Below are 17,245 nucleotides of genomic sequence, written 5' to 3'. Positions count from 1 at the left end.
AGCACCACCGGCTCCTCGCTGGGCAGCCGGACCATGATGTTCTCCCGCTTCACGTCCCGGTGGAGCACGCCGGCCTCTTGGACAGCGATCAACGTGCGTCCGAGGGAGAGCACGAGCTCCGCGACCTTGCGGGCCGTGGGGTTGTGGACCATGACGTAGTCGTAGAGCGTCAGCCCTTCCACGAGCTCCATGACGATATAGAAGCTCCCGCGCACGAGGTCCGGCCATCTTCCGCACCCGAGGAAGCCCACCACGCCTGGGAGCTTGAGCCGCAAGAGGCTCTCCACCTCACGCTCGCCCCACCGTTCGCCTCCCCGCTCCAGGAACTTCAGCGCGAAGAACCGGCCAGCCGCCTCGGCGCGGTACACACGGCCCTGCCCACCGTCTCCGAGAAGGCCAACGATGCGGTAGCCGCCGACCACGTCCCCTGGGGCGGGAAGTCGAAAGGGGTGGTGATCCATGGTTCAGCCTGCCTCCTGACTCGGAAGGTTAGCAGAGCGCGTCCCAACCCGGTGCGTCCTGTCCCCGTTGGGCTCTATGGCTCCTTCCGTCTCTCGCTTCTGCCCGCGAGCATGACCTTGGCCACTGCCAGCAGGGCTCCTACTTCTTCCTCACTGAGCTCACGGGCCAGGGACATGAGCCGCTGGACTCGAGGGGAAGCTTCGGGCGCTCGCTGGGGGCCTGACGGACTCCCGGAATCCATCAGCCCGAGCAGCACGCGGGGATCGGCCGCGAGGACACGACACAGCGCCAGGAAGGTCTGGATGCTCGGCAAGAGCGCGCCACGCTCGATGCGTCCATAAACCTCCATGGCGACCCCGGCCTGCTGTGCCACCTCGGCTTGGGTGAGGCCCACCCGGCCCCGGGCCTCGCGCGCAGCAGCACCCAGCTGGGTGGCGAATTTCTGCCTTGGCGGAGAGTCCCTCATGGGAAGCTCCGGGGCAGATCCGCCGGAGCTGGGAGGATGCCATCCCCCGCGACGCTGTACGCAACCTGGGCGTCGAGCTTCTTCGCGGCACTCAACAGCCTCGCCATCTCGGCCGCCACCTCCACCTCGCCATACGTGGGACAGGAGCCGCTCAGGAAGCCGCGGAGCTCCTCCTCCATCGCGAGAGCGCTCTGGTAGCGCTGCGAAGGATCCACCTGGAGCGCTTTCGAGATGATCAAGCGCAGGCGTGCGGGGAGCCTCCGCGCGGCCCGGTCCACGTCCTTGGGCCCGAAATGCAAGAGGCGGGCTGCCATGATCCCAAGCGGGATGGATGGCGTCATCTCGGCTCGCGTGTCTGGGAGCAAGAGAGGCTCGAGCTCGGCCTCCAAGACGTCTGGAGGGTCCAGTGGGTGCCATCCCGTGAGTGTCCCCAGGAGGACCAGGCCCAGTGAGAAGAGATCGGCCCGCGGATCGGGTGGCGTCCTGGCCCTGGCATGGCGGCGATTCCTTGAAGGCCGGAACGCGCTCAGGGCCTCGGGGGCCATGTACGCGGCGTCGCCCCTGAGCAACCCGGCGGGCGTCGGGTGCCGTCCCATCAGCTCGGAGTAGGCCGCCCCGAAGTTCACGAGCTTGACGCGGCCACGTTGGCTTATCTGGATATTCGCTGGCGACACGGCGCGGTGGACAATGTGGAGGGGGTCGCGGTGAGCATGAGCGAGTGCGTCGGCAACCGCCCTGCTAACAGCCACGGCGAACCCGGCGGACAGCTTTCGCCTGGCGAGCACCGCCGCATCGATGACAGTCTCCAGGGAGCACCCTGGCACGTGCTCGTGGACGAGGTAGGGTTGCTCCCCATCGGCCGCGAACCCGAGCACCTCGCCGATATGACGGTGCCGCAGGTGCTGGCTGAGCCGCAGTTCCTCTGCGAGCCGGGCTTTGACGCTTGTGACAGTCTCACGCGTGACGTGGAGCGGCTTCAGCTCGACAGCCGTCGTCCCACCGCCGAAATACTCCCTGCGCGCAGCCAGAAGCACAGGCGCTCCATCACGGGCCTGGCGGATGGGGCGCAGCACCGTGTACTCCCAGCCGCACGACTCGAACATGCGGACCATGCGCGGACCTCCTCTGAGACGGGGAGCCTACATGGGTAGCATAGGACCTCTCGCGATGGGAACCCCATGTGACGTGGAAGGTCTCACACCTCTGCGCGAGACCGAGGGGCTCGAAAGGCCATGCACCGTGCCGTGTCACACGCCGATGCAAACCGTCATGCGGCGTTACACGCCCGCACAGCCCTCCCGAGAGAGAAGGGACTGGCATGGTTCTTTGCATAGGGACTCCTCGAACCCAGGAGAGTCCCATGAAACGCACCCTCGCCATCCTCGCTGTTCCCCTGCTGCTCGCCTCATCCCTGGCCATTGCCCAGAGCTTCCAGACCCGTAAGGAGCCGATCGTCCAGGCCCGCTACGCCCCTCCCTCCCAGCCCCCACCTCCCGCGGAGGAGGGGAGCGAGGAGTTCAACCTGGGTGACTTCGAGGCGGGAGAGCCCGTGCTGGCCTACAACCTCGCCGTCGTTCCCCTGCACACGCGCAAGGGCCCGCCCTACGACGACTACACCGTGCTCGAGGAGGCCCAGGCCGCGCGCAAGGTGTCCGTCAGCGAGGTCAGCGAGGGGGGCAGCGTCCCGGAGCTCCTCGTGCGCAACCGCGACGAGCGCCCGCTCTACCTGCTCGGGGGTGAGGTGGTGCTGGGCGGCAAGCAGGACCGCATGGTCCAGTCCGACATTGTGCTCGACCCGAGCGAGCGCCGCCGCGTCCCCGTGGTGTGTGTGGAGCAGGGCCGCTGGGATGGCAAGGACCTGACGTTCCAGCCGGGGATCGCCGTGGCCCACCCGGACCTGCGCCGCGCCGCCCTCTTCTCCGAGCAGGGCGCCGTCTGGGGCGAGGTGGCTCGTAAGTCCCAGGCGGAAGGCGTCTCCAGCCCCACCGGCACCTACCGGCGCGTGCTCCAGGACGCGAAGCTGCGCGAGCGCATCGGCCAGTACCTCAACGAGCTCCAGGCGAAGCTGCCCCGCGATGGGCGCATGGCCGGCCTCGCCGTGGCCATCAACGGCGAGCTGGAGGTGGTGGACGTCTTCGACAGCCCCACGCTGTACGCCAAGCTGGAGCGCAAGCTGCTCGCCTCGTACGTGCTGGCCGCCCTGGAGAAGCAGCCGGGCCGCGCCGAGGACCCCGAGCACGCCCGCCTCAAGGCCAAGTCCCTCAAGAAGAAGGACATCGACGACTTCGTGAAGGGCTCGGGCGCCCAGGGCGACGCCTCCTCCGAGGTGCAGAACAAGGTGTTCCGCTCCAAGGGCAAGGCCGTCCACGGCACCTTCTTCGGGTCCTCCGAGAAGAAGAAGTAGCCCCCCCACCTGGAGGAGCCCATGGCCTGCACCCTGCCCGCCCTGCTCGTCCTCCTCGGGGCCCTGTCGGCCAGCCTGGCCCTCCAGGCGCTCGGGTCCCGCTGGGTCTGCAAGCCCAACCCCCCACGACGGCCCGGCAGCCGTTAGTATGCTGGACGTGGCAAGACTGGTGGCGATGTTCGGCCCCTGCCGGGGCATAGCGCGAGAGCTGGATTCCCCCCTCATCGTGGGCCGAGCGGCCGAAGGAGGGCTCCAGCTTCTCGATGACAAGGTCAGTCGGGAGCACTGCGTCATCGAGCCCATTGGCCCCGCGGGCCATGTGCTGCGGGATCTGGGCTCACGCAATGGGACGTGGCTCAACAGCCAGCTCCTCAAGGAGACGACGCGGCTGCGCCCTGGAGACCACATCTCCGTGGGCGAGAGCGTCCTGGTGTACGAGCCCTCCTTCGACGCCCTGCGTGCGCGCGATGGGGAGTCCACCCTCGTGCTCACCCGCACCCGGCCGGAGCCCCCGCGTACTGGTACCGCGCCCTCGCCGGATGCGCTCGCCCGCGCCGGTGAGCTGGCCCTGCGCGCCGCCACCGTCTCCTCTGCCGAGGAAGCGGCGGCCCTCGTGCTGGAGGCGCTCCACTCGGCCCTGCAGCCCACGGCCCTCACCGTGCTGCGGCTGGCCCCCAACGGCGTGCTCCACCCGCTGCTGGCCCGGCCCGTGGGCGCCCACCTCACCCTGAACCGGGAGATGGTGGCGTCGGTGCTGAAGCTCGGCCGTCCCATGGCCATGGCCGAGGCCCAGGCCCGGCCGGAGACGGACAACCTCCTCACGCGCGTGCGCCAGGGCCATGCCCAGGTGCTGTACGCCCCCATCTACACGGGCGGCACTCCGGCGGGGGCGCTCTGCATCCTGCGGGAGTCGGCCTTCACGGACGAGGAGCTGGCGCTGGCCGGAGCGCTCGCGGGAGCCGCGGGGCCTTCGCTGTGCCCTCCGCCCGCGCCGCCGGCCCCGAGCACCCTCACCTACTCGCAGCCGGTGGCCGAGAGCGCCTCCATGCGCGAGGCGATGCGCCTGGCCGCGGCCGCCGCGCAGGTGCAGTCCACCGTCCTCATCACCGGCGAGAGCGGCACCGGCAAGGAGGAGGTGGCGCGCGCCATCCACGCCCTGGGTCCCCGCTCGCGAGGGCCCTTCATCGCCGTCAACTGCGGCGCCATCCCCGCCGAGCTGGCCGAGAGCGAGCTGTTCGGCCATGAGAAGGGCTCCTTCACCGGAGCGGTGAGCGCCCGCGCCGGCGTCTTCGAGCAGGCGGACGGTGGCACCCTCTTCCTCGACGAGGTGGGAGACCTGCCTGCGGCCCTCCAGGTGAAGCTGCTGCGCGTGCTGCAGGATCGGCTGGTGAACCGGGTGGGCGGGCGCGCGGGCATCCCGGTGGATGTGCGCGTGATGGCCGCCACCCACCGCAACCTCATCGAGGAGGTCCGCGCGCTCAACTTCCGCGAGGATCTGTACTGGCGTCTCAATGTGGTGCGCATCCACCTGGCGCCCCTGAGGGACAGGCAGGAGGACATCCTCCCCCTGGCCGAGCGCTTCCTGGCGCGCATGGGGCCCCAGCTGGGCCGCCGTGCCGAGGGCTTCACCCCCGAGGCCCGCACCGCCCTGCGCACCTGCCCCTGGCCTGGCAACGCGCGCCAGCTCGCCAATGCCATCGAGCGCGCGCTCGTCCTCAAGGGCCCTGGCGAGCTCATCGGCCTGCTGGATCTGCCTCCCGAGGTGGTGGCGCCCGAGCCCCGGACAGGGCCAGGCGAGCGCGGGAACGCCTCACCCACCTCCGGTGTCCCACTGGCCGAGGTGGTGCAGAAGGTGGAGCGTGAGCACATCGTCCTGGCGCTGAGGCGGGCGCAGGGCGTGAAGTCGGCCGCCGCCGAGGCGCTGGGTATCTCCCGCCCGACACTGGATCGAAAGATCGACGAGTACGGGATCAACCTCTTCGAATGAACTTCCTCTGCCCCGCCTGTCGCACGCCGTTGCCCGGTGCCGCTGCCGTGGCGACGTGCAGCGGCTGTGGCGTGGAGGTGGATCTGGTGCGGGCGGAGACAGCGCCTGGGACGGCGCGCCTGTCGCCCGAGGTGGATCTGTCCGGCGAGCAGCTCGGGGGGCTCTCCCTGAAGCAGCGGCTGGGCTCCGGCGGCATGGGCACGGTGTACGAGGCCGAGGGCTCGCTGGGGCCGTGCGCGGTGAAGGTGCTGTCCGCGATGGTGGCGGCGGAGCCCGCGGTGCGTGTCCGCTTCCGCCGAGAGGCCGAGGCTTTGCGGAAGATCCAGCACCCCGCGGTGGTGCGCGTCCTGGCCGAGGGTGAGGAGCGAGGCTTCTGCTGGTACGCCATGGAGCGCGTGGAGGGGCCGGACCTGCGCACGAAGCTGGCGGAGGGGCCTCTTTCGGCGCCGGAGGTCGAGGGGTTGGCGCGGCGGGTGCTCTCGGCGCTCAGCGCGGTGCACGCGCATGGCTTCGTCCACCGGGACGTGAAGCCGAGCAACCTCCTGCTGGCGAAGGACGGCGCGAAGCTGTGTGACTTCGGTATCGCCCGGTTGGATGGGGCCACCACCCTCACCGCTTCTGCCGCGCTCATCGGCTCGCTGCGGTACATGGCGCCGGAGCAGCAGCGCCTGGGTCGCGCGGACGCGCGCTCGGATCTCTATGCGCTGGGGCTCGTGCTGTACGAGGCGCTCGCGGGCGGCATTCCCGGTGAGCGGCCCCTGCCTCCGGGGGTGCCGAGGCGCCTGCGCGCCTTGCTGGCGCGGCTGCTGGCCGACAAGCCCGAGGAGCGTCCCGCCAGCGCCGCGGCCGCGCTGAAGCTGCTCGATCGGCGCGTCCCCATCGGAGTGCTGAGCGTGGGCGGCACGGCGGCCCTCGCGCTGCTGGCGTTTCTGGCACTGGGACCGGGCCTCGGGGTGTCCGGCTCGCGCAAGGAGAAGGCGACTCTCAAAGAGCTGGATGCACCCGCGCAGCAGGCCCTCGAGCAGAAGGAGGAGCCACCCCTCGAGCAGCAGGCCCAGGCTCCGGAGCCGCTCCAGAAGAAGGCACCGGAGCTCACGGAGCCTCAGAAGGTGCTGGAGACCCCGCGGGCGAAGGGAAAGCTCGTCCCCGCGAAGAAGCGCGCGAAGGCCCCTTCCTCAGAGTCCGAGAAGCCTTGATCCAAGTCCTGGCCTAGGATTCAACCCGAGTCGCCGCAGCTCCACCTTCGGAGGGAATCCATGCGTCCTGCTGTCCTCGCCGTGCTTCTGCTCTCGCTACCCGCTCTCGCAACGCCCCCCGAGGGGCTCTGCGAGGTGAAAGTGACCGGTGGCGCGGAGTTCGTCTACCAGGGCAAGGGCGGCCGCACCGCCGTCTCCAGCGATCACTGGTACACCGAAGAGGAGCTGCGCAAGGCCGTCGAGACCACCATCAACGCGCTCACCAAGGATCCCGCCAAGCGCCAGGCCCGGCTGGACAAGGCGATGAAGGATGGGGGCCGCTTCATGGGGCCGTTGCTCCTCAACTGCGTCAGCAGCGAGGGCTCCAGCGCCGGCAACCTCAACATCCTTCCCACCGACACGACCACCCGGGAGGCCGTCCCCTTCAAGCCGGGCACCTACAAGCTCGTCGCCCGCTCTGCCAAGCCCAACGAGTTCCGCATCATGTTCCGCGCCAAGGACGTCATGTACTCGCTCACCGGCCCCGGCGAGCTCGTCATCCAGCGCTTCGATGCCAAGGGCATCGCGGGCACCTTCTCCTTCCCCGCCAAGAGCAGCCCCCTCGCCAGCAAGCCCGGTACGACCGAGCACTCCGTCACCGTGACGGGCAACTTCGACTTTCCCTGCCCCGCGCCCACCGAGATGTGCCGCGCGGCGGATGCCCCCTAGGCGATAGCCTCTCCTCGTGGACAGGAGGACGGCTCGATGCGGTGGCTGCTGATCATGCTCGCGGTGGGGGCGGCGGGGACGGCGGGGTACCTGGGCTCGGTCGCCAAGAACTCCTTCTCCGCCTACTCCCTTGAGCAGCTTGACGTCCTGGAGCGCGAGCTGAGTCAGGAGCTGGCACCAGAGCATCGACCTGTGCGCTCACCGAAGACTGCGAAGCAGGCCGAGCGCCAGGAGTTCCTCGCGGCCGACCACCAGCTCCTCCTGGAAGAGCGGCAGCGGCGGCTGTACTTCATGCTGGCACTCGGCCTGGCCGGAGCCGCCGCCGTGGGCGCCTTCCTCGTCCGGGGTGGCACCTCCTCCACTCCCAGCCTCCGCGGCTCGAGGGGGGAGGACGTGCGCCTGCTGGCCGTCGTCGGAGACCCGGCCGTTCTCCGCGAAGGTGCCCGGCAGAAGGCCGCCGCACTGCTGGGGGTGTCGCCTGACGCTCCCCCCGCCGTCATCGAGGCGGCGCTCCAGGCCCAGCTGCAGCAGCGAGATCCCTCTCGCCTGGACGGGCTCGCGCCTGACCTCCAGAAGCTCGCGCTTCAGCAGCGCGAGGAGCTCGTCCGCGCAAGGGACCTCCTGGTGAGCCCGGCTCCCTGGAAGCCTGCGGGCCCCCGCGAGAGCTGATCCAAGCTCTCGCGTCCCAGCGACCGTGACCCGAGGCCGAGGGCCCTGTGAGAAATCAGCGGCCCACCCCTTCCTCGGGGCACTGTTCGTCCGCTCCCTGCTTGAACATTCTTCCGTTGGGTCACGCTGCTTCAGGTGGCGTGAGGGGACAGGGGGAGGAAGGGGTATGGGGACGGACACGCTACACGTCCGCGTTGCGCACATCGCGCGCATCGCGAGAGATATCCAGTCGTTCGAGCTGGTTCCCAAGGAAGGGAGCCGCCTGCCAGGCTTCGAGCCCGGCGCACACCTGGCTCTGCATACGCCGAGGGGACACATACGGCAGTACTCCCTGTGCAACGATGCCCAGGAGACACACCGCTACGTCATCGCCGTGCAGCGCGAGGCGCAGGGGCGCGGCGGCTCCATCGCCCTGCACGACAGTGTGCGAAAAGGGGACACGCTCCTCGTGAGCCCGCCGCGCAACACCTTCCCGCTCTTCCACGCACGCGCGTACGTGCTGGTGGCGGGGGGCATCGGCATCACCCCGCTGCTGGCCATGGCCCGGATGCTCCAGCGCACCGGCGCGCAGTACGTGCTCCACTACTGCGCGCGCACACGCGAGCAGACCGCGTTCCTCGAGGAGCTGACCTCTCCGCCCTTCGCCTCCCGGGTGCACCTCCACCTCGATGGGGGAGATCCGTCCAAGGGGCTCGACGTGGGCCAGCTGCTCGCCACACGCCCGCCCGGCACTCGGCTGTACTGCTGCGGCCCCGTGGGGCTGATGCAGGCCGTGCGCGCGGCCGTCCTCCGGCACGGCTGGCCCTGGGAGAAGGCACACTTCGAGTCCTTCACCGCCGCGGGCGTCAACACCGCGCTGGGCCTCGAGGACTCTGAGTTCGAGGTGGCCATCCGCAGCACCGGCACCGTGCTCCGCGTGCCCAAGGGCCAGTCGCTGCTCAACGTGCTGCGCCGCAACGGGCTGAAGGTGCCCAGCGACTGCGAGGCGGGCACCTGCGGCACGTGCCTCACCCGCATCTGCGACGGCGTGCCGGACCACCGGGACTCCTTCTTCGGTGGCCCGGAGCGGGCCGGCCAGGACCGGATGCTCGTGTGCGTGTCACGCGCGAAGTCCCGGCGGCTGGTGCTGGACCTCTGAGGCTCACCCGGGGGGCGGAGGGTGCACCAGCGCCACCCACTCGCGGACGCGCTCGCGCAGCTTCTCCGGCTCGAAGGGCTTCTCCAGGCGCGGGTTGCTCACCCGCTCCAGGAACTCCATCGCCGCGGGGGTGTACGCCCCCCCCGTGACGAAGACCATCCGCTGCGCCCGCTCCGGCAATGCCGCCTCGAGCTGCGCGTGCAGCTCCATGCCCGTCATCTCCGGCATCATCAGATCGCAGAGGATGACGTCGTACATCCCCTGGGGGGACAGCAGCATCTCCAGCGCGCGCCGCGAGCTCACCACCACGTCGACCTCGTGTTCGCGCGAGAGCGTCCGCCGCAGCGCGGAGCTCACCAACGGATCATCATCCACCACCAGCACCCGGCCTCGCATCGACTCTCCCTCCTTCGCTGCTTCCACGCGTGACACCTGCACCTGCTCGCCGGGAGCCACCGGCAACGTCACACGAAACATCGTCCCCCGGCTCACCTGGCTCTCCACTTCGATCCGCCCCCCCATCGCCGTCACGAAAGCATGGCATAGCGCCAGCCCTAGCCCCGTGCCTACTCCAACCGGCTTTGTTGTGAAGAAAGGATCAAAGATACGCCCTAGCACTTCCGCGGGGATGCCGCTGCCCGTATCGTGGATCTCGGCCGCCACCTCGTCCGACCCCACACGCCGGGTGACAAGGCGGACCTCGTTCTGCTCGGCATGGCCCTCCGGCAGGGCCTGGGCGGCGTTGATGATGAGGTTGAGGAACACCTGCGCCAGCCGCGCCTCGTTGCCATACGCCCGAGGCACCTCCGCGTAGTCCCGGGCGAGCTGGGCGCGCGGGCGCAGCTCCCCGGCCGCCATCTTCGCCGCCGAGTCCATCACCGAGCGCAAGTCCACCGGCCCCCGCGCGTCCTCGTCCTGGCGCGAGAACGTCTTCAAGTCCCGCACGATGCGCCGCACCCGGTCCGCCCCCATCAGCGCCTCGCGCAGCACCTGCTCCATCTCCCGCAGCCGCTCGAGCACATCCTCCGGGGCGCTCTCCAGCCGGCCCTTCAGCGCCACCGCCTCCTCGGAGGCATACTCCAGGTTGGAGACAATGTAGGAGAGCGGGTTGTTGATCTCATGCCCGACGCCAGCGGCGAGCGTGCCCACCGCCGCCATCTTGCCTGCCTGCACCAGCTGGGCCTGGGTGGCGCGGAGCGTGCGCAGGTGGGTGTCCAGCTCCTGGTTGGCCCGAGCCAGCTCCTTGGTGCGCTCCTCCACGCGCGTCTGCAGCCAGCGCTCGCGCTGCTTGAGGCGGCCCACGCGCCAGCCATAGCTCACCACGGCCACCCCGCCCACACCGAGCGCGCACAGCAGGTAGAACCACACCGTCTGGTGGAACCACGGCTGCAGCGTCACCTCCAGCACCGCTCCGGGCTCACGCCACACGCCCTCGCGATCGGCCACCATGACGTGGAAGCGGTAGTGGCCCGGGGGCAGCCGGGTATACGAGGCCGAGCGCCGGCCCTCGGAGTTCACCCAGTCCTCGTCAAACCGCTCCAGCCGGTAGCGCAAGGGCAAGCGCTGGGGAGCCTGGGGGGCGAAGACGGTGAAGCGGATGTCCAGGTCCTGCTTGCCGGGCGCCAGCTCCAGCCTGGAGGCCAGAGGCACCGTCTGGCCGTTCACCCGCACCTCCTGGATGACGACCTCGGGCGGGCGGCGCTCCAGCCGCGCATTCTTCGGATCCACCACCACCGCGCCGCGCAGGGTGGTGAACCAGAGGCGTCCATCGCGCGCCCGCCACCCGGCAGGTTGCGAGCCCCCATGGGTCTCCACGGTGCGCAGCCCGTCCCGCTCGTCATAGCTGTTGGCGCGCACGCGCTCGCGCCGGCCGTCCGCCACCTCCTCCAGCTCGCGCCGGCTCACCCGCCAGATGCCCTTGTTGCTGCTCATCCAGAAGTAGCCCTTCGCGTCGGGCAGCAGGTTGAAGACGCTGTCGTCCGGCAGGCCTTGGGCCAGGGTAATTCGCGCCCCCTTCCCGTCCTTCAAGCGCACCAGGCCCGCATAGGTCCCCACCCAGAGCGTGCCGGGCGCGTCCGAGTAGAAGACCATGATCGTCTCGTTGGCGAGCGTCGGGTCGGTCACCTGGGTGAAGGTGCCATTCGCGTAGCGCACCACGCCCGAGTGCGTGCCGAACCAGAGGGTGCCGGTGGCATCCTCCAGCATGCAGTTGACGGAGTCGGGCACTGGCCCCTGCTCGGGCGTGTACACGGTGAAGCGGCCCTCATGCAGGTGGACGAGCCCCGACGAGGTGCCGAACCACACGTCGCCGCGCGAGTCCAGGAGCAGGGCCCACACCAGAGCCAGGGGCCGCCCGTTCTCCCGGAGGACGGGCGTGAAGCGCTTGCCGTCGTACCGGAAGGCGCCCCGGTGAGTGCCGACCCAGAGGGTTCCATCGGGGGCCTCGGCGAGCGAGCGGATGTTGTCATCCGTGAGCCCCTCGGCCGCGCCGAGCCGGGTGATGCGTCCGTCCTTCATCCGGTGGAGCCCACCGCCCAGCGTGCCCAGCCAGAGCGTGCCGTCCCGCGTCTCCAGCACCGTGCGGACGAAGTCGTGGGCCAGCCCCTCGGGCACCCCGAAGGAGAGAAAGGGGCCCGCGCGCAGGCGGTTGAGGCCTCCATCCGCCGTGCCCACCCAGAGGTTCTGATCCCGATCCTCGAAGAGCGAGTACACGCGGGTGCCGGACAGGCCCTCCTTCGGGCCCAGGAAGTCGAAGCGCCCCGCCGTATGGCGGGCCAGGCCCGTCTCCTGCCCCACCCAGAGCCCGCCGTCGCGATCCTCCCACAGCGCCCCTACCTCGTAGCGCGGCAGGCCCTGCTCGGGGCCATACCAGACGAACTTCCCGTCGCGCAGGGTCATCAGCCCGGAGTACGTGCCCACCCACAGCGCGCCATCCCGCGCCGCCAGAAGCGAGCGCACCCGCGGGTCCGCGCCCGCCGGCAGGGAGACGGGCTCCAGCTTGCCCGCCGACAGCCGCACCAGTCCCTCTCGCGTGCCAATCCACAGCACCCCTGTGCCGTCGACGGCGAGCGCTTCGATGACGGCGCTCGGCAGCCCGTCCTTGACGGTGTAGCGCCGCCGCGTGCCTCCTGCCAGGGGGACCTGCTCCAGCCCCAGGGAGGTACCGAGCCAGAGCGTGGAGCCCTCCAGCGCGAGCGCGGGCACGCTCACCTGCCGCAGGTCGCCCTCGTCCGGCAGGCGCTGGAAGCGGCCCTTCTCGTAGTGGAGGACGCCCTTCTTCGTCCCCACCCAGAGCCCCCCCGCTCCGTCGTCCAGGAGCGCTCGGATGCCGTGCTCGCTCAGCTCCGGGGTGTTGTGCCGATCATAAACAGTGAAGTTCGCGCCATCGAAGCGGACCAGACCCTCGAAGGTGCCCAGCCACAGGTAACCATCCCGCGTCTGCTGGATGGCGAGGATGGTGTTCTGCGGCAGCCCGTCCTCGTTGCGCCAGGCATGGTGGCTGTACTGGGAGAGGGCCCGGTGGGGATCCAGTGCGAAGCCCTGCATCCCCGCGAGCAGACACGCGAGGAGAGAAGGACCGAGGAGGGCCCGCACCCTCAGTAGACACTGACTCCCCATGGACATGGAGGCTGCAGTGTCCAGCAAACCGGCCCTCGTCACCAAGCGTCAATCTCTCGCCCGGCGGCAGCGACGAGAGGTCCCACCTACCCCTCGCCCGCCTCCTCCCGTCGCTGCCGCCATGCCGCACCACGGGGCGGGCCCCAGGCCTCTCGGACCTCGAGTGCCTCCCGCGCCTGGGGTTGCTTTGTACCCCCCACCGTCCGTGCAGCTCAGAAGATGGGATGGGAGGAGGGCCGCGACCACTGCGGGAAGTCGACACCGGGCTCCTCCCCGGGTTCGAAGCATGCGGCCGACTTCACGGCCCTCCATCGGATGGGTCTATGCTGCCCGGCAAGGAGTTCCAGCAGCATGAGTGAAGGGGCGTTGTTCGGATCACAATTCTCGCCGGCGCATGCCCGGTTCCGATACCGGCTGTGGATCGCGGATCTGGTGGACCTGGTGACGGCCGCGCTGCTGGGCTGGGGCACCGCGCGCGCGCTGGACTGGGAGCAATCTCTCCCCCGAGCGCTGGCCACCCTGCTCTGTGCGTGGGTGCTCGTCTCGCTGGTGGGCGGGGTGCGCGGGTGGACGCTGGGGCGGCGCCTGCTTGATGTGCAGCTGGTGGATGCCGAGCACCAGCCACCCGGCCTGCCGCGTGCCTTCGCCCGAGCCTTCACCGTGTTCCCGGATGTGGTGATGGCGCCGCTGCTGCCGACGCGGCCCCTGGACCGGCTGCTGCGGCTTCACGGCGAGCGGCCCGCCGCGGAGCTCAAGGCCCGGCTGACGGGGCTGGGCTGGCAGCTGCCATGGGTGGCAGCGCTCGTCGCCGCGGTGTGGTTCATCGCCACGCCCACGCGCCACGAGGCCTTCACCTTCCTTGACCAGAAGCTCACCGGCTGGAAGTGCTGCCATGGCTACCGGCGGCACGTGGGCACGTGGATGTGCCGGCACTCGCTCTCCCGGCTCACCCGCGAGGTGCGCGGTCAGGACCCGCAGGCACTCACGCTCCTGGCGGAGTGTCCGGAGGCCGCCGAGCGCCTGGACCCGTGACGGCGCTCAGCGCTACGGGATGATCTGGGCCTCCGCCCGGCCCTCGTCACACTCGATGAGCATCTTCCCATTCGGGACGGTCGGTCCATCCGAGGGCTTGAAGGCGTCCTCGCGGACCTCGTTCTCGTTCGGGCGGAGCTGCCGGAACACGTACCGCAGCCCGCTGCCCAGCGTGGCCTTGCAGTTCCACAAGGTCGCCTGCTCCGAGTTCTGGACGATGAAGCCCTTCTTGAACAGAGCACTCTTCATCAAACGCGCGCGCCTCACGCCCACGCTCAGCGTCTTCTTGGCAGACGGGGGCGGGGGTTGCACGACGGGAGCGGGGGGCTCTGCTTCGAGCTCCGCCTCGGTGTCCAGCGCTCCCGCGGCCATGTCCTTGGGCAGCACCACGAAGCGATCCCCAGTGGCCTTGCCCGCCGCCTCGTCGAGCGTCAGCACCGATCTCCTCTCCCGTGCCGTCTGCACCACCGCGCTGCCGAGCACCCTGCGCCTCGCATCCCTCCCCGCTGCTCCCACCACCTTCAGCTCCGTGCCCTGCTTCAGGCCCACCTTCAGGCCCGCGGGCACGACGTAGTTGCCTTCCCTCTCCCGTATCTGGATGGGGTCCTTCACCACCACGAACTCCTGCTTCTGCCTCGGGCGCTGCGGCTGCCCCTTCGGAGTCGTGGAGGCCTCGCTGGGTTTGTTCTCTGGGGAGCTCTGCTTCGAGGCGACAGGATCCTCGGGAGCCGCCGGCTCTCTCTCCCCGGCTGGAACAACCGCCGCCGAGCCCGTTGACCCGACCGCCGGAACAGTGGAGTCCGTGCGCTCCGAACCCGAAACCCCGGACGTGCGAATGACAGCCCCACCCGGATGGGCCGGCTCGCTGGAAGGGGACTGTCCCGCTACCGCCCTCTCCTCCGGAGGCCTGTCTTGCGGAGGCGAAGGACTCACACCGGGGGAGCCCTCCGCCTGCTCTGGCAGTGGAGAAGGTGGGCGATTCATGAAGTGCGCGGTGGTGACCGCGACAGCGATGATCACGACGAGGAGGCCGATCGCGGCTCCCACGAGCTTCCCCTTGCTGATCTGCAGCATGGGAGCGACGAGGGACGCCGCTGGCGCGGCCTGGGCGGGCCCGGATCCGGACGTCGCGGGCTGGGGCGCGAGCGCTCCGGCAGCTACTGGCGCGGCGCCAGACACGGGAGCCCCCGGCAGGGGGGTGACCATGGGGCGAAGCGTGGCGCCATGGCTCGCGGCCTCCACCTCGTTCAGCGAGCGCACCGAGGTGGCCTCCAGCCCTGTCACCGGCTGCACTCCCGTTTGCATCGGGGAGACCCCCGAGGCCGGCATCACTCCCGCCTGGGGCGGCGTGGACGGAGAGCGGCGCACGCCGGAGATGCGAGAGATGAGCTTGCGCTGCGCGGAGAACGCCTCCGGGCAGAGCGCCTTGACGAAGTTGCCCACCTCTTCGGCGCCCAGCGAGGTGCTGGTCCGGAGGAGCTGCTCATTGAGGGCCCGCGCGAGCTCGTCGGACCGGCCGTAGCGATCCTGGGGGTTGGGCGCCAGCGCGCGCCGCACCACGGCGTCGATGGCGGGATCCACCTCCGGCCGCAGCTCGTGGAGCGAGGGCACGTGGGGATTGCCCATGGCGGCCATCATCTCCCCCACCGTCCCGTGGCCGATGAGCGACCGGCCCGCGAGCAGCTCCCAGATCATCACTCCGCACGAATAGATGTCGCTGCGGTGATCCAGCGGCTCGGCGCGGGCCTGCTCCGGGGACATGTACCCCAGCTTCCCCATCACCGTGGCCGGCAGCGTGTACTTGCTGCGCGCCGCGGACTTGGCGAGGCCGAAGTCGATGACCTTCACCTCGCCCTCGTAGGACACCATCACGTTGTGAGGAGACACGTCCCGGTGGACAATGCCCAGCGGTGTGCCATCCGGCCCCGCCTTGCGGTGCGCGTAGCCCAACCCCTCCGCCACCTTCTGACCGAGGTAGAGGGCCACCGGCACGGGGACGGGCTGGTTCTGGGTGCGCGCCTGCTCGGCCAGGTACGCCACGTCCACACCGGCCACATACTCCAGCGCCATGTAGTAGGTGCCGTTCGTCTCGCCCATGTCGTACACCTGGGCGATGGACGAGTGCACCAGGTGCACCAGCACCTTGGCCTCGTGGTGGAAGCGATCCAGGAACTGGCCGTCCTTCAGCAGCGCCGGGAGGATCGTCTTCACGATGCACGGCTTCTCGAAGCCGGCCGCGCCGGAGATCTTCGCGAGGTACACCTCGCCCATGCCCCCCTGGCCCAGGAGGTGGACGAGCTCGTAGCGCCCGAGGTGTCGAGGCGGTTCTGTAGTCTGGGTCGTCATCGCGTCGTCCGCAGCGCACCACGGGGGGGAAGGTGAGCGCAAGTCTCCCCCGGGGGGCTTCTCGATTGGACACCGAACCCACCCAAAAGGAAAAAGTCTCGCCGGGGCCTGGAAGCAGGCGAGCAGGCAAGCTCAGGCGCTCGCGCCTCCGAGCAGCTGTGTGCGCAGCTCCGCCGCCGTCACCGGCCAGCCCTGCCCCCGCGGTGTGAAGAAGACACCTACCGGGATGCCCTCCTCGGCGAGATCGGGCAGCAGTTGCTCCAGCAGCTCCTCGAGCGGGATGCGACGGGGCTCGAAGCCCTCCCACAGGTGCGTGGCGCACAGGCGCGCGGAGATGTCGGTGGGCCACAAGGGCAGCACGTCCCGCCCCTCGTCATCGAGCGCCAGCGCCCACCCTTCCGCGTACAGCCCCCACACCTCTCCTGACTCGCGCACGCGCTGGAGGAACCACGCATGTCGCCGCGCCGGGGGGAGCTCGAGGATCGCCTGGAGCCGAGCGTCGGACATCTCTTGCGTCATCCTTCCACCTCCTTCACTGAGCGCACGCTAGCGCTCCGGGCTGACCTGCGCCCACCTGCGCGAGGCGTCTCTGGGCCCCCAGTCCCCTGCGACTTCATCACGACAACACACCGGATGTGCACCGGCATACCTCCGATACGTCCTGAGGCTCCAGACCGTTGTCAGAGCCGGATGCGATGCACTCCCTGTGAGGAGATCACCCCCCGCGGCCGGAGTGCCCCTGTCTTCGCTCCCGTCTCGAGGGCCCACGTGTGGAGAACACTCATCATGAAGCGCTGGGGCATCCTCGGACTGGTGGTACTCACCGCGGCCTGTGGTGGGGGAGATGATCAAGGTGTGAGCGCACAGGCGCACCTGTGCCCTGGCGTTGTCGCGGGCGGGCTGCCCGGCGCCGAGCTCAGCCAGAGCGCGGCTCCGCAGCCGGGCGCCGCGGGCGATGGCCGTCAGCGCTTCCTGATCCGCTACCGGGATGGTGGGACGGTGAGCGCCTCGCGGGTGTCGGCCCTGGGGAGCCGGGTGCTCCAGGTGTACCGGAGTGTGCCAGCCGTCGCCGCGCAGCTGACGGAGGAGGAGCGAACTGCGCTCGCCGTGGATCCGGACGTGGAGTCCATCGAGCTGGACGTCCCCCGGCGCGCGTTCGGCCTGACGGTGCCGTCGGTGCCCGGGGCGTCCTCGCTCTCCGTGAGGCGCGGTAGCCCGG

Annotated in this window: 15 protein-coding genes; 9 read left to right on the top strand and 6 right to left on the bottom strand. The window is 70.0% G+C overall.

Annotated elements, in window-relative coordinates:
- From VD972_RS17420 to VD972_RS17410, 3 genes are all read right to left on the bottom strand, one after another.
- A partial coding sequence (locus VD972_RS17420) for a protein kinase domain-containing protein (protein WP_324988443.1) occupies nt 1-461 on the bottom strand: 461 nt, incomplete at its 3' end.
- Nucleotides 462-535: 74 nt separating this feature from the next.
- On the bottom strand, nt 536-928 hold the full coding sequence (locus tag VD972_RS17415) for a helix-turn-helix domain-containing protein (RefSeq protein WP_324988440.1): 393 nt from the start codon (nt 926-928) through the stop codon (nt 536-538).
- Nucleotides 925-2,040, bottom strand: coding sequence for a protein kinase domain-containing protein (locus tag VD972_RS17410; RefSeq protein ID WP_324988439.1), 1,116 nt, complete (start codon nt 2,038-2,040; stop codon nt 925-927). Before VD972_RS17410 ends, VD972_RS17415 begins: the two co-directional genes overlap by 4 nt.
- A gap of 248 nt (nt 2,041-2,288) precedes the next feature.
- Between VD972_RS17410 and VD972_RS17405 the strand changes: the two genes are divergently transcribed.
- The 7 genes from VD972_RS17405 (at nt 2,289) to VD972_RS17375 (ending at nt 9,030) form a co-directional block, all read left to right on the top strand.
- Entirely contained in the window at nt 2,289-3,332 is a 1,044-nt protein-coding gene (locus VD972_RS17405; protein ID WP_324988437.1) for an ARPP-1 family domain-containing protein, read from the top strand.
- 21 nt (nt 3,333-3,353) lie between these two features.
- Complete coding sequence (locus VD972_RS17400; RefSeq protein ID WP_324988436.1) at nt 3,354-3,479, top strand: hypothetical protein; 126 nt, start codon at nt 3,354-3,356, stop codon at nt 3,477-3,479.
- Between the two features lies 1 nt (nt 3,480).
- The gene (locus VD972_RS17395; protein WP_414654076.1) at nt 3,481-5,319 is read left to right on the top strand and encodes a sigma 54-interacting transcriptional regulator; all 1,839 of its coding nucleotides are present in this window, start codon (nt 3,481-3,483) and stop codon (nt 5,317-5,319) included.
- Nucleotides 5,316-6,515, top strand: a complete 1,200-nt coding sequence (locus VD972_RS17390) for a serine/threonine-protein kinase (RefSeq protein ID WP_324988432.1) — start codon at nt 5,316-5,318, stop codon at nt 6,513-6,515. The genes VD972_RS17395 and VD972_RS17390 overlap by 4 nt, the downstream gene beginning before the upstream one ends.
- 60 nt (nt 6,516-6,575) lie before the next feature.
- Nucleotides 6,576-7,223 carry a hypothetical protein gene (locus tag VD972_RS17385; protein WP_324988430.1) on the top strand — a complete coding sequence of 216 codons (648 nt, stop codon included), beginning with the start codon at nt 6,576-6,578 and terminating at the stop codon, nt 7,221-7,223.
- Between the two features lie 36 nt (nt 7,224-7,259).
- On the top strand, nt 7,260-7,892 hold the full coding sequence (locus VD972_RS17380; protein ID WP_324988429.1) for a hypothetical protein: 633 nt from the start codon (nt 7,260-7,262) through the stop codon (nt 7,890-7,892).
- A gap of 166 nt (nt 7,893-8,058) precedes the next feature.
- Nucleotides 8,059-9,030, top strand: a complete 972-nt coding sequence (locus VD972_RS17375; protein ID WP_324988427.1) for a PDR/VanB family oxidoreductase — start codon at nt 8,059-8,061, stop codon at nt 9,028-9,030.
- A 3-nt stretch (nt 9,031-9,033) separates the two neighbouring features.
- Here the strand turns inward: VD972_RS17375 and VD972_RS17370 are convergent, their stop codons facing one another.
- Nucleotides 9,034-12,654 carry a two-component regulator propeller domain-containing protein gene (locus VD972_RS17370; protein ID WP_324988425.1) on the bottom strand — a complete coding sequence of 1,207 codons (3,621 nt, stop codon included), beginning with the start codon at nt 12,652-12,654 and terminating at the stop codon, nt 9,034-9,036.
- A gap of 345 nt (nt 12,655-12,999) precedes the next feature.
- Here VD972_RS17370 and VD972_RS17365 point away from each other — a divergent pair, with 345 nt between their 5' ends.
- On the top strand, nt 13,000-13,680 hold the full coding sequence (locus VD972_RS17365; RefSeq protein ID WP_324988423.1) for an RDD family protein: 681 nt from the start codon (nt 13,000-13,002) through the stop codon (nt 13,678-13,680).
- A gap of 12 nt (nt 13,681-13,692) precedes the next feature.
- Here the strand turns inward: VD972_RS17365 and VD972_RS17360 are convergent, their stop codons facing one another.
- Nucleotides 13,693-16,026 carry a serine/threonine protein kinase gene (locus VD972_RS17360; protein WP_324988422.1) on the bottom strand — a complete coding sequence of 778 codons (2,334 nt, stop codon included), beginning with the start codon at nt 16,024-16,026 and terminating at the stop codon, nt 13,693-13,695.
- A gap of 132 nt (nt 16,027-16,158) precedes the next feature.
- Nucleotides 16,159-16,545, bottom strand: a complete 387-nt coding sequence (locus tag VD972_RS17355) for a DUF2750 domain-containing protein (protein ID WP_324988420.1) — start codon at nt 16,543-16,545, stop codon at nt 16,159-16,161.
- A 267-nt stretch (nt 16,546-16,812) separates the two neighbouring features.
- Between VD972_RS17355 and VD972_RS17350 the strand changes: the two genes are divergently transcribed.
- On the top strand, nt 16,813-17,245 hold a 433-nt coding region (locus tag VD972_RS17350; RefSeq protein ID WP_324988418.1), incomplete at its 3' end, for a protease inhibitor I9 family protein.

The sequence above is a fragment of the Hyalangium sp. genome, assembly GCF_035629615.1.
Lineage (GTDB): Bacteria > Myxococcota > Myxococcia > Myxococcales > Myxococcaceae > Hyalangium.
The sequence above is the reverse complement of the archived record's forward strand: the minus strand, read 5'-3'. Positions and strand labels throughout refer to the sequence as shown.

Coding starts and splice junctions, on each gene's coding strand:
- VD972_RS17375 (WP_324988427.1), top strand. CDS start 8,059: ATGGGGACGGACACGCTACACGTCCGCGTTGCGCACATCGCGCGCATC.
- VD972_RS17385 (WP_324988430.1), top strand. CDS start 6,576: ATGCGTCCTGCTGTCCTCGCCGTGCTTCTGCTCTCGCTACCCGCTCTC.
- VD972_RS17360 (WP_324988422.1), bottom strand. CDS start 16,026: ATGACGACCCAGACTACAGAACCGCCTCGACACCTCGGGCGCTACGAG.
- VD972_RS17380 (WP_324988429.1), top strand. CDS start 7,260: ATGCGGTGGCTGCTGATCATGCTCGCGGTGGGGGCGGCGGGGACGGCG.
- VD972_RS17410 (WP_324988439.1), bottom strand. CDS start 2,040: ATGGTCCGCATGTTCGAGTCGTGCGGCTGGGAGTACACGGTGCTGCGC.
- VD972_RS17370 (WP_324988425.1), bottom strand. CDS start 12,654: ATGTCCATGGGGAGTCAGTGTCTACTGAGGGTGCGGGCCCTCCTCGGT.
- VD972_RS17415 (WP_324988440.1), bottom strand. CDS start 928: ATGAGGGACTCTCCGCCAAGGCAGAAATTCGCCACCCAGCTGGGTGCT.
- VD972_RS17405 (WP_324988437.1), top strand. CDS start 2,289: ATGAAACGCACCCTCGCCATCCTCGCTGTTCCCCTGCTGCTCGCCTCA.
- VD972_RS17400 (WP_324988436.1), top strand. CDS start 3,354: ATGGCCTGCACCCTGCCCGCCCTGCTCGTCCTCCTCGGGGCCCTGTCG.
- VD972_RS17390 (WP_324988432.1), top strand. CDS start 5,316: ATGAACTTCCTCTGCCCCGCCTGTCGCACGCCGTTGCCCGGTGCCGCT.
- VD972_RS17365 (WP_324988423.1), top strand. CDS start 13,000: ATGAGTGAAGGGGCGTTGTTCGGATCACAATTCTCGCCGGCGCATGCC.
- VD972_RS17355 (WP_324988420.1), bottom strand. CDS start 16,545: ATGACGCAAGAGATGTCCGACGCTCGGCTCCAGGCGATCCTCGAGCTC.
- VD972_RS17395 (WP_414654076.1), top strand. CDS start 3,481: ATGCTGGACGTGGCAAGACTGGTGGCGATGTTCGGCCCCTGCCGGGGC.